The sequence below is a fragment of the Actinoalloteichus fjordicus genome (genome assembly GCF_001941625.1).
GTDB classification, from domain to species: Bacteria; Actinomycetota; Actinomycetes; order Mycobacteriales; family Pseudonocardiaceae; genus Actinoalloteichus_A; species Actinoalloteichus_A fjordicus.
Genome location: NZ_CP016076.1, coordinates 6175930 through 6187937 on the forward strand (window position 1 = coordinate 6175930; position 12008 = coordinate 6187937).

General features: G+C 70.6%; 11 protein-coding genes. 8 read left to right on the plus strand and 3 right to left on the minus strand.

Annotated features, from left to right (window positions below):
- Positions 1-52 precede the first annotated feature (52 nt).
- The gene (locus UA74_RS26355) at positions 53-733 is read left to right on the plus strand and encodes a DUF3558 domain-containing protein (RefSeq protein ID WP_198042860.1); all 681 of its coding nucleotides are present in this window, start codon (positions 53-55) and stop codon (positions 731-733) included.
- A 169-nt stretch (positions 734-902) separates the two neighbouring features.
- Here UA74_RS26355 and UA74_RS26360 read toward each other — a convergent pair whose 3' ends face one another.
- From UA74_RS26360 to UA74_RS26370, 3 genes are all read right to left on the minus strand, one after another.
- Complete coding sequence (locus tag UA74_RS26360; protein ID WP_075742627.1) at positions 903-2060, minus strand: acyl-CoA dehydrogenase family protein; 1158 nt, start codon at positions 2058-2060, stop codon at positions 903-905.
- A gap of 14 nt (positions 2061-2074) precedes the next feature.
- A complete protein-coding gene (locus tag UA74_RS26365; RefSeq protein WP_075765665.1) occupies positions 2075-4126 on the minus strand; it encodes an ATP-binding protein in 2052 nt (683 codons plus the stop codon).
- Between the two features lie 138 nt (positions 4127-4264).
- Positions 4265-5878: a carboxyl transferase domain-containing protein gene (locus tag UA74_RS26370; RefSeq protein WP_075742629.1), complete on the minus strand. Its 1614-nt coding sequence runs from the start codon at positions 5876-5878 to the stop codon at positions 4265-4267.
- Positions 5879-5993: 115 nt separating this feature from the next.
- Here UA74_RS26370 and UA74_RS26375 point away from each other — a divergent pair, with 115 nt between their 5' ends.
- The 7 genes from UA74_RS26375 to UA74_RS26405 all read left to right on the plus strand — a co-directional run bounded on the left by UA74_RS26375 (position 5994) and on the right by UA74_RS26405 (position 11900).
- Entirely contained in the window at positions 5994-6608 is a 615-nt protein-coding gene (locus tag UA74_RS26375) for an SACE_7040 family transcriptional regulator (protein WP_075742630.1), read from the plus strand.
- A gap of 601 nt (positions 6609-7209) precedes the next feature.
- Positions 7210-8871 carry a hypothetical protein gene (locus UA74_RS26380; protein WP_157434460.1) on the plus strand — a complete coding sequence of 554 codons (1662 nt, stop codon included), beginning with the start codon at positions 7210-7212 and terminating at the stop codon, positions 8869-8871.
- A gap of 345 nt (positions 8872-9216) precedes the next feature.
- The gene (locus UA74_RS26385) at positions 9217-9513 is read left to right on the plus strand and encodes a hypothetical protein (protein WP_232237469.1); all 297 of its coding nucleotides are present in this window, start codon (positions 9217-9219) and stop codon (positions 9511-9513) included.
- A 231-nt stretch (positions 9514-9744) separates the two neighbouring features.
- On the plus strand, positions 9745-10017 hold the full coding sequence (locus tag UA74_RS26390) for a hypothetical protein (protein ID WP_232237470.1): 273 nt from the start codon (positions 9745-9747) through the stop codon (positions 10015-10017).
- A gap of 87 nt (positions 10018-10104) precedes the next feature.
- Positions 10105-10536, plus strand: a complete 432-nt coding sequence (locus UA74_RS33845; RefSeq protein ID WP_232237472.1) for a hypothetical protein — start codon at positions 10105-10107, stop codon at positions 10534-10536.
- Positions 10537-10837: 301 nt separating this feature from the next.
- Entirely contained in the window at positions 10838-11242 is a 405-nt protein-coding gene (cutA, locus tag UA74_RS26400; RefSeq protein ID WP_083683662.1) for a divalent-cation tolerance protein CutA, read from the plus strand.
- 229 nt (positions 11243-11471) lie between these two features.
- Positions 11472-11900, plus strand: a complete 429-nt coding sequence (locus tag UA74_RS26405; RefSeq protein WP_083683663.1) for an SSI family serine proteinase inhibitor — start codon at positions 11472-11474, stop codon at positions 11898-11900.
- The last annotated feature ends 108 nt before the right edge of the window (positions 11901-12008 follow it).

Here is a 12008-nt window from a genome sequence, read left to right on the forward strand (position 1 = left end):
CGGGCATCACGAAAACGGACCCCTCATCAGGGTGGTCATGCACAATGCCGAGGTGGTCACCAGGAGAGCGTCAACGAGAACGAACAGGACACCTCTGGCAGCGGCAGGCCTGCTCGTCGTCGGCGTGCTCGCGCTGGCGGGCTGCACCACTGCGGAGTCAGGCCAGGCCAGCCCGGTCGCGAACTCGGCGCCGCCGCCGCCCGAGGTGGGCAGCCTTCTAGAGCCCTCGGAGGAGCAGGCAGACTCGACGGACTCCGCAGACCCCTCCGCCGAGGCCGACGAGGAGTCCACCGACCCGCCCGCCGACCTCGAGCCGAACCCGAACCTCGAACGCACCGCGAGCTGCGACTTCGTCAGCGACGAGCTCATCCAGGAGCTGGGCATGTCCGGGCAGGCGAGCTATCGAGACGGGAAGGAAGGCCGAGGCGACTGCATCCTCATCGACATGGCCTCGGACTTCGAGAACGGCATCGCCGTCTCCGTCGATCCCTATCGCGGCATCGACGAGTGGACGCTGGACGGGCTCATCGAGGCCTCCTCCACCGAGATCGAGGGCAGGTCCGCCCGGCTGGCCCGTACCTCGGAGTCAATGTGTGCCATGGACATCGTGGTGACCGAGGACTCCAGCATTCGCGTCCTCGTCATGCACGGCGACGTCGACCGGGCGTGCGAGCTGGTGCCGACGGCGGCGGGTCATGTGGTGCGTGCCGTGCCCGCCGAGGCGTTCGGCTGAGCCGGGGGGCGGACCGCGAGGTCGGTGCGGGCGGCCCCCGCCCGACATCGGCCATCCCGGTCGGCCCGGCCGCGCCGGTCCCGCGCTCGGCGCCGCGCGGTCGGGGCGGGCGTCCCCGAGAGTCCCGCGCCGGCGCCCGCGTCCCGTGCCGATGACGACCAGCGACCGATCAGGCCGCCATCCCCAGCTCGCGAGCGATCAGCATCCGCTGCACCTCGGAGGTGCCCTCGCCGATCTCCAGGATCTTCGCGTCCCGGTAGAACCGACCGACCGGCGTCTCGTTCATGAAGCCGTACCCCCCGAAGATCTGGGTCGCCTCCCTGGCGTTGTCCATCGCCGCGTTGGAGCTGACCAGCTTCGCGACGGCCGCCTCCTTCTTGAACGGCTCGCCACGCAGCATCCGCGATGCCGCGTGGTAATACGCCAGCCGCGCGGTGTGCGCCCGGACCTCCATGTCGGCGATCTTGAACTGGATCGCCTGGTAGGAGCCGATGGTCCTGCCGAAGGCCTCCCGCTCGGCCGCGTACCGCAGGCTCTCGTCCACACAGCCCTGGGCGAGTCCGACCCCGAGCGCGGCGATGGCGATCCGCCCCTCGTCCAGAATGCGCAGGAACTGCGCATAGCCCCGACCCCGCTCGCCGACGAGGTTCTCGGCGGGGACTCGGACGTCGGTGAAGGACAGCTCGTGAGTGTCCGAGGCGTTCCACCCCACCTTCGAGTACTTGCCAGCGACCGTGAAGCCGGGCGTCCCCGAGGGCACCGCGATCGCGGAGATCTCCTTGCGCCCGTCCTCTCGCCTGCCGGTGACCGCGGTGACGGTGACCAGGGAGGTGATGTCGGTGCCGGAGTTGGTGATGAAGGACTTGCTCCCGTTGATCACCCACTCCTCGCCGTCGAGCCGGGCGGTGGTCCTGGTCGCCCCCGCATCGGACCCGCCGTCGGCCTCGGTGAGTCCGAAGGCGGCCAGCCTGCGACCCGCGCACAGCTCGGGCAGCCAGCGCCTGCGCTGCTCCTCGGAGCCGAAGCGGTAGATCGGCATCGCCCCGAGCGACACCCCGGCCTCCAGGGTGATCGCCACCGAGGAGTCCACCCTGGCCAGCTCCTCCAAGGCCAGGCAGAGCGCGAAGTAGTCACCGCCCATCCCGCCGTAGGCCTCCGGGAACGGCAGGCCGAACAGGCCCATGTCCGCCATGCCCGCCACGATCGGGTAGGGGAACTCCTCTCGCTCGTAGTAGCCGCCGATCACCGGCGCCACCTCCGCGCGGGCGAACTCGGCCACCGTGGACCGCAGTGCCACGTACTCCTCGTCGAGCCGGTGATCGAGCATCGGGTCACTCCTTCTCATGCGGATTCCCGGCCGGGCTCGGCCGGGGTCACGACGGCGAGCGCCTCGTCGACGGCGACCTGCACTCCGGGACGGACCCGCAGGTCGTGGACCCGCCCCTCGACCGGGGCGACGACGGTGTGCTCCATCTTCATGGCCTCCACGATCAGCAGCGGCTGACCGATCCGGACCTCCTCGCCCTCGGCGACCGCGACCGACAGCACCGTGCCCGGCATGGGGCTGCGCACGACCGGATCGCCTGCCGCCGAGGAGCCCGCCGACGACAGCGCCAGCGGCGTGCGCTCGATCAGCGCCCAGGCCCGGCCGTCGCGCCCCAGCCAGCAGGTCTGCCCGCTGCGCGCCCGCCGGTATCGCAGGATGCGACCGTCGTACTCGACGACCAGCTCCTCGCCGTCCAGCCGCGCGGCGGCAGGCCGCTCCGGGACGTTCGAGCGCTCGGCGTCCCGACGGTTCGAGCCGCCGAAGCCCTCGGCCTCGCCGGAGCCCACCCGGACGCGGGCGGCGGCGGCAGGGCCGCGCACCGTCACCTCGACCTCCTCGCCGCCGACCGGACCGATCCACCAGCGCCGTGCCACGTGCTCCCCGGTCCGCCAGCCGTCCGGGATCTCCCAGGGATCGACGATCCCGCCTGCGGGCTCCGCCGCGAGCTGCCGTTCCAGCGCGGCCGCCACCAGCACCTCGTCCGGCGGACGACACTCGACCAGCTCGGGGGCGACCCGCTCCACCAGCCCCGTGTCCAGCACGCCCTCCCGCACCTCGGGCCTGCCCAGCAGAGCCCGCAGGAAGGCCACGTTGGTGGTGACCCCGAGGACGCCGGTCCGGCCGAGCGCGCCGTCGAGCCTGCGCAGGGCCGTGGCACGGTCCGGTCCCCAGGCGATCACCTTCGCGAGCATCGGGTCGTAGTCCCCGCCGACCTCGACGCCGGACCGCAACCCGGAGTCCACCCGCACGCCTGCCCCGCTCGGCTCGACGAGATCGAGCACCCGTCCGCCGGTCGGGAGGAACCCCCGGTCCGGGTCCTCGGCGTAGATCCGGGCCTCCACCGAGTGACCGCCGGGGCCGCCCGTCGCCAGATCGGGATCGATTCGCTCGCCCGCCGCCACCCTGAGCTGCCACTCGACCAGGTCCACGCCGGTGACCGCCTCGGTGACCGGATGCTCCACCTGAAGCCGGGTGTTCATCTCCAGGAAGCTGCGACCGCGCCCCTCGACGTCGGTGATGAACTCCACCGTGCCTGTGCCCACGTAGTCGCAGGCCTCGGCGACGGCGACCGCATCGGCCAGGAACTCCCGGCGACCGGCCTCGTCGAGCAGCGCCGACGGCGCCTCCTCGATGATCTTCTGATGCCTGCGCTGGAGGCTGCACTCCCGCTCGCCCAGCGCCAGCACGGTGCCGTGCCGGTCGGCGAGCACCTGAACCTCGAGGTGTCTCGGGCGCTCGATATAGCGCTCCACGAGCAGCGTGTCGTCGCCGAAGGCCGCCGCGGCCTCCCGCCGCGCACCCCGGACGGCCTCCCGCAGCCCGGCAGCCGCGACGACCAGTCGCATCCCCTTGCCGCCGCCGCCCGCCGACGGCTTGAGCAGGACAGGAAAGCCCAGCTCGTGGACGGCATCGATCAGGTCGTCGTCGGACAGGCCCGCCTCGGTGCGACCGGCCACCACCGGCACCCCGGCCGAGGCGACGGCCTGCTTGGCCCGGATCTTGTCGCCCATCAGCTCGATCACCTCGGGCGACGGCCCGATGAAGACCAGACCCGCCGCAGCGCAGGCCCGCGCGAAGTCGGCGTTCTCGGCGAGGAAGCCGTAACCGGGATGCACGGCCTGTGCGCCGGCGCGAACGGCCGCCTCCACGACCGCCTCGATGTGGAGATAGCTCTCCGCTGCGGAGGCGGGCCCCAGCCGCAGCGCGAGATCCACCGCGCCGACGTGCCGTGCCTGCACGTCGGCATCGCTGTAGACGCCGATAGAGAAGATGCCCAGCTCGGTGAGCGTGCGGGCCACCCGCACGGCGATCTCACCCCGGTTGGCGATCAGCACGGACTCGAACACGTGGGTCTCCTCCTGTCCTGGGCGGCCGGTTCCCGGCGGTCACGGCCGAGGCCGCCTGCATGGTGGTCGGCCGCCGCCTGCAGCGGCGGTCACACCGTCGCCGCCCGCAGGCAGACTCGCCCGCAGGCACCGGTTCCGTCACATCCGGAAGACGCCGTAGTTCACCGGCTCCAGCGGGGCATTCGCCGCCGCGGAGACGGCCAGGCCGAGCACGGTGCGCGTGTCGGCCGGGTCGATCACGCCGTCGTCCCACAACCGGGCGGTCGCGTAGTAGGGATCGCCCTGTTCCTCGTACTGCGAGCGGATCGGAGCCTTGAAGGACTCCTCGTCCTCGGCCGACCAGTCCTCGCCTCGGGCCGCCAGCTGGTCTCGGCGGACGGTGGCCAGGACCGAGGCCGCCTGCTCGCCGCCCATCACCGAGATCCGGGCGTTGGGCCACATCCACAGGAATCGGGGCGAGAAGGCTCGACCGCACATGCTGTAGTTGCCCGCGCCGAACGAGCCGCCGATGACGACCGTGAACTTGGGGACCCGCGCGCACGCGACGGCGGTGACCATCTTCGCGCCGTGCTTGGCGATGCCGCCCGCCTCGTACTCCCTGCCGACCATGAAACCGCTGATGTTCTGGAGGAAGACCAGCGGCACGGACCGTCGATCGCACAGCTCGATGAAGTGCGCGCCCTTCAAGGCCGACTCGCCGAAGAGGATGCCGTTGTTGGCCACCACCCCGACCGGATGGCCGTGGATGCGGGCGAACCCCGTCACCAGCGTCGGCCCGTAGTCGCGCTTGAACTCGGCGAACCGGCTGCCGTCCACGATCCTGGCGATCACCTCGCGGACGTCGTAGGGCGTCCGCGAGTCGACGGGCACCGCCCCGTACAGCTCCGCGGGGTCGACGGCAGGCTCCTCGACGGCCGTCGTCTCCCAGGGACGGGGCGTCCTCGGCCCGAGGGTGGACACGATCGAGCGCAGGATGCGCAGCGCGTGGGCGTCGTCCTCGGCGAGGTGATCGGTGACCCCGGAGACCCGAGAGTGGAGGTCGCCGCCGCCCAGCTCCTCCGAAGTGACCACCTCGCCGGTGGCGGCCTTCACCAGCGGCGGTCCGCCGAGGAAGATGGTGCCCTGGCCTCGGACGATCACGTTCTCATCGCTCATCGCGGGCACGTAGGCGCCGCCCGCCGTGCAGGAGCCCAGCACGGCGGAGAGCTGCGGAATGCCCTGGGCGGACATCGTCGCCTGGTTGTAGAAGATGCGGCCGAAGTGCTCCCGGTCCGGGAAGACCTCGTCCTGTCTCGGCAGAAAGGCACCGCCGGAGTCGACCAGATACACGCAGGGCAGGCGGTTGTGCAGCGCCACCTCCTGCGCGCGCAGGTGCTTCTTGACCGTCATCGGGTAGTAGGTGCCGCCCTTGACCGTGGCGTCGTTGGCGACCACCACGCATTCCCGGCCCTCGATCCGGCCGACGCCCGCGATGAGGCCGGCGCCGGGGGCGTCGTCCTGATACAGGCCCGTCGCGGCCAGCGGCGAGAGCTCCAGGAAGCGGGAGCCGGGGTCGAGCAGCGTGTCGACCCGCTCGCGCGGCAGCAGCTTGCCGCGTTCGAGATGCCGGGCCCTCGCGCGTTCCGGACCGCCCTTCGCCGCTGCGGCCAGCCGACGACTCAGGTCGTCGACCAGCGTCGTGTGCGCTGCGACGTTGCGGTGAAACGCGGCAGCGGTCGGATCGCAGGCGCTGGACAACACCGGTGCGTCCACTCGTTCGCCTCCTCGCATCGGCCCGCAGCGAGCCGAGACGCCGACGGGATGTTAATCATCACTAACCTCCGCCGGATGTTAACGGCCGCTAACTCCCCCCGTCTACTCTGACCCGATGCGGCAGACCCCGGCGGAGGAGCACCCGGCGACGCGACGACGCACCTCGGCTCGGCGTCAGGAGATTCTCGACGCCGCAGCCGAGCTTTTCGCCGCTCGCGGCTACCACGGCGTGTCCATCGAGGATCTCGGGCGCGCGGTCGGGGTCTCCGGTCCGGCGCTCTACCGGCACTTCCGCAACAAGGAGGCGGTGCTCGGCGAGATGCTGCTGGCGGTCAGCGAACGACTGCTGACCGAGGGCGGCGCCCGCGCTGCCCAGGCCGACGGACCGCGCGCGGCCCTAGACGCCCTCATCGCCTGGCACGTCGACTTCGCCCTCGCCCAGCCCGCGCTGATCACCGTCCACGACCGCGAACTCGACAACGTCCCGGAGGCCGAACGCAGGCGGGTGCGCAGGCTGCAACGCCGCTACGTCGAGGAATGGGTCACCGTACTGGCCCGGCTGTCGCCACGGACGGGGCGGGACCGGCTGCTGGCAGCCACTCATGCGACGTTCGGGCTGCTCAACTCGACGCCGCACAGCGCGACGGGCGTCGATCTGCCCACCATGCGCGCCCTGCTCGCCGCGATGGCCCTGGCGGCGCTGGACGCGGCCTGCGCCCCGGCCGGGTGAGCGCCGGTCAGGCGCGGGCTGCCGGGACGTCGGGCGGACGATTCGACACACCTCGACGGGTACTGCGTCGACGCCCGCCGAGCACCACACCGTCCGAGCGCGACACGGCCTGAGCGCGACACGGCCGGGCTCCGCCGCCGGACGCGACACGGCAGGCGGTACGACGGACGACACGGCGGCGAGACGAGTCGCCACCGATCGGTAGGACGCGTCGCCTGCGACCGGTCCCGGCCGCTGCACCCCGCCGGTTGATCGCCAGCGTCCCCGCACCCCGAATCCGCACGCGGCGGCCAGGATTCCTCACCCGTCGAACACCCTCGCGAAGATCACCGGATCGAGCCAAAGACGCAACCCTTCCGGGTGGACTTGCCGAACAGGACTGCCGATTTGATCCCCGCCGGGTCGATCATGCCCCGAGAACGTGTGGTGCCCGGTGGCGGGACTGCGGCTGCCTCGCAGGCCAGGCCGACTCCTCCCCGCCCGGCACCGGCGACTGCCAACTCCATGCGGACTCCAGGAGCCCGCATCCCCGTCTGAGTCGTCGGCCGACGCGATCCGGCAGACCGCACGACTCCCGCACGACATCAAGGAGACAGTCACCTTGCCTTCCAAGACCTCGCGCACGCTGCAAGCCGCAGTGATGGCCGCAGGCTTCGCCGCGATGGGCGCGGGCGCCGCCATGGCCACGGAGTCCGACAGCCGAACCGCCATGCCGGACGTGCCCAAGGACATCGGCGCCGAGCTGCCCCTGCACAGCTGCCAGGCGTTCGCCTACCAGCACACGGGCAGCGAGATCGTGCCCTGCGCGGACGTCACCGCCAAGGTGGGCGTCCGCAACGTGCTGGTGCAGCCCGCCTACACCCTGGAGGGAACCGCGCTGGCCCTGGCGGACCAGTTCGTCACGCCCGGCCCGCTCCTGGACGTCCATCGCGTCAACCGACTCAGCAGCGCGCTGGGTCACGAGGTGGACGAGATCACCGCCCTCCAGACCACCCGCCCGGACATCTCGCTGGACGTCGCCCCGAACAACACCGGCGTGCTGGACGAGAACACCTCGGGATCGCTGCTGCAGACCAGGGTCTGGGAGCGCCCCGAGAACCACTCGGGCTTCTCCGCGGCGGACACCGCCCTGGAGATCAACGCCGTTCGCGGCTACACCATCGGGCAGCCGGTCGACCCGAACGGGATCACCAGGCCGGTCACCGGCGCGGTGAGCCAGACGCCGATCAACTCGGCGCCGACGCTGCCGAAGACGTCCGAGCTGCCGCTCGTGGGGCCGATGGCCGACCAGACGCTCACCCAGGTCACCTCCGACCTCGGCTCGGCCCGGCAGGCAGACCCGCTCGGCGAGGTCACCGACAAGGTCGGCGCGCTGACCAGCGATCTGCAGCTGGGGAGCGACAACCCCCTCGGCGGCCTGACCGCGCAGCCCCCGGCGCCTGCCGCCCCGGCGGACGGTGCCCCGCGCGAGCAGACCGGCGGCCTCGGCAACCTCGGCATCGCGACCCCGGTCGGCGCCCTCACTGACAAGCTCCTCGCGCCTGCCCTCGCGGAGCAGCCCCCCGCCGCGCCCGCAGCGGAACCCGCGCGCAGTCCGCAGGCCGCCGACCCGGTGAGCGACCTGCTCGGGCAGGCAGGCATCGATCCGGCGGGCCTGCTCGGTGGACTCGCGCCCGCACCCGCACCCGCGCCGCCCGCGCCCGCAGGCGGGCCGGTCGCCGACGCGGTCCAGGGCGTCACCGACAGCGCCCGTGCGCTGTCGGTGAACGAGACCCTCACCGAGGCGAAGCTGGACCCGACCGCCCTGCTCGGCGGACTGGCGGGCGAGCAGGGCCCGACCACGCTGCCCGCGCCTGCCGACCGGCCGGTCACCGACGCGGTGCGCGGTGTCGCAGACGAGGCGCGCGCCCTTCCGCTCACCGGCGCGCTGGAGCAGGCAGGCACGCTCGTCAGCACGAACCCGATCGGCGGTCTGGTGGGCGACATGAACGCCCCGCAGCAGAACCAGGCGGCACCGGCTGCCGCCCCGGAGCCCACCGTCGTGCACCACGTCCGCGACAAGAACAAGGAGCCCGAGATCAACGCGCTGCGCGGCACCGGGCTGGGCGAGCTGTTCGGTGGCGAGCTGACGCTGCCCGCCAAGACCCAGGAGCCCCAGGAGCCCCAGGTGCAGCCCCTGCCCGCACCTGCGCCCAAGGCCCCGGCGGCCGCCGCCCCGCTCGGCGGACTCACCCAGACGATCACCGGCACGCTGCCCATCTGATCGATCTCGGTCCGGGTATCGTCGGCTCATCACGACCCGCACGCCGCCGGTTCACTCGAATACGGCGGGCTGCGGGGCACACATCCTCATATCACCAAGGCAGGGGTACACCATTTCGGTGTACCCCTGCCTTGGTTTCCCTTTTCCTTTTCCGGCTGATCCACCACGACCCGTCCCCATAGCCAGGGGACTGGCCGACCGCAAAGCGATTCAAAGCTGATTCACTCTATGAGGTGTAAATGGGCTTACAGGCCCGCAGACGGTCAATATCGGGAGGTTGATGGGGCAGAATGCTCATTGCACTTACCGCCGGACATCGCTCTCGGAAAGTGTTTCTTGTCAAAGATGCAACGACGGAAGGCACACACCGTGCGTACCTCTACCCGCCTCGCAGGCGCCACCGCCGCAGCCGCACTGGGCGCGCTGGCCTTCGGTGGTCCCGCGTTCGCCGACTCGATCGACAACGACGGCGTCAACGCGATCAACGACAACCAGATCAGCGCCGTTCCGGTGCAGCTCTGCGGCAACAACGTCGCCGCCGTCATCGGCGTCATCATCCCGGTGCTCTCGCCCCAGATCAACGACTGCACCAACGCGCCGCAGATCGACGACCTCTTCAACGAGACCTTCATCGTCGACTGAGAGTCGCAGGCATCACCTTGCGGTGTGGGCGGGCGGCTCGCCGATCTCGGCTGACCCCGACTCCGCACCGATCACAATCTGAGACAACCGCTCCACCGAGTGGCGACGGCTGAGAAGCACTCGACTCGCCGTCTGACGCTCACCAGTCACACCACCGGTCCGCAGCCGGGCGGCCAATCACTGCCGGGCTGCGGACCACCTCCCCCTCACCGCCTTAGAAAGGTGTCACCTATGCGTACCTCCGCACGCGTCCTGACCGCCGCCGCAGGCGCCACCCTCGGCGCGATGATGCTGGGTGCGCCCGCGTTCGCCGACACCGTCGACAGCGACGGCGTCAACGCGGTCAACGACAACCAGATCAGCGCCGTGCCGATCCAGGCCTGTGGCAACAACGTCGCCGCCGTCATCGGCGTCATCGTCCCGGTGCTCTCGCCCCAGATCAGCGACTGCACCAACGCGCCGCAGACCGACGACCTCTTCAACAAGCTCGTCCTCAAGGACTGAGTGTCGTCTCGATGAATTGGCGGGAGTGCGTCGCTTTCTCGACGCACTCCCGCTCGGCCAGGTAGCCCCTGACCAGCACATCTTCACGTGACCAACTCCGGACACCGGCACCGCGTGCATCCAGCCGCGTGCGCCGACCGCCCTTCACCCTCTGGTTTTCGAAAGGTGCACACCATGCGTACTTCCGCACGGATCGTCAGCGCAGCGGCTGGCGCCGCCCTCGGTGTCCTGTCGCTCGGCAGCGGGGCCGCGTTCGCCGACACCGTCGACAGCGACGGCGTCAATGCGATCAACGACAACCAGATCAGCGCCGTTCCGGTGTCGCTCTGCGGCAACAACGTCGCCGCCGTCATCGGCGTCATCATCCCGGTGCTCTCGCCCCAGATCAACGACTGCACCAACGCGCCGCAGACCGACGACATCGGCAACACGACCGTGCTCGTCGACGACCACGGCAAGAAGCACCACCACGGCCACCACGGCCACGCGGGCAAGGGTGCGCCGCACGCCGGTCGCTGAGAGCCCGTCTCTGGTCCCGATCCCTCGTGAGCGGGGAGCAGCGTGGACGAGCTGCCAGGCCGACGACGCCGCAGCTCGCCACGCCTGCCCGCGCAACTCCGACAGCAGGGATTCACAGACAGGCCCCGAGAGCTGATGACGCCGTCCGCGTCGCTGCCAGCTCGCACGACGAACCACCCGGTAGGGCGCTGGATCGACTCGATCCGGCGCCCTATCGCTGTCTCGCGCTGTCGGTGGCGGCGTTCGCTTGGTAGGAAGAGGGGCCCTGGCGAACCGCGAACCCGGAAGCGAGTTGAGCCCGATGTCGATACCCGAGCCTGCCTCCCCCTCGGCCACGGTCTCCCCTGACACCCGGCCCGCTCAGGCGCCGGACGACGCGGAGACGTCGGTGTACTGCCAGGTCGTGACGACCATCGACAGCCAGGAGAAAGCCGATCGCCTCGCGGCCGGGATCATCGAGGCGAGGCTCGCGGGCTGCGTCCAGATCGTCGGCCCGGTCCGCAGCGTCTACCGCTGGAACAACCAGGTCTCCTTCGACGAGGAATGGCAGTGCGTCATCAAGACGACCACGGCCCGCCTGGACGCGGTGACGGCGCATATTCGCGCGCAGCATGACTACAAGGTGCCCGAGATCATCGCGACGCCGATCATCGGCGGTGACGAGGATTATCTCGACTGGCTCAGCGCGGAGACGACCGCGCTCTGATCGACCTGCTCTCCTGCATCATTTCCTCGTGACAGATCACCACTTCGAGTGATCACCATTCAGAAATCTCAGGGAGATCACGGGCCATTCTCGGCACGCTGAGTGGTGATTCACTATCGAGTGATACCCGATAAGGCAATAATTGTCGCGCTCCTGGCGACTGCTGCGATCAACCGGGTAGACCCTTCCTACCCCGTCGGCATGATCTGTTCCCAGGAGGATCTCAACCATGTCTTGGCATCACCTCGTCGCGAGCGCGATGTTCGCCGCCGCTTCCGTGCTGACCGGCGCCACCGACCCGAGCGGAGGCGCCCCGGCGGCGGACACGACCGACGCGCAGATTCCCACCACCCTGACACTGACGATCAGCCAGGACCCGCTCGCCGCCGATCAGGACGCCACCGGACGCCGCAGCGCGGTGCTCACCTGCGACCCGGACGGCGGCAACCACCCCGACCCCGCCACGGCGTGCAGCGATCTGAAGCTGGTGGGAGACCGGTTCGAGGGCATCGCGAACCAGGAGATCTGCACGATGATCTACCAGCCGCACACCGTGACCGCGACGGGGACCGTCGAGGGCAAGCCGGTCGCGATCGAGCGCACGTACTCGAACAAGTGCGTCCTCGCCGCCGAGACCGGCGAGATCTTCGCCTTCTGACGCGACGACGTGGAACCCGCTGTCGGGCGGCCTCCTATCGGGGGCCGCCCGACGGCGTTCCGGCACGGGTCTCGGGCGTCTCGAGCCTGCACCGGCGACGGCCGTACC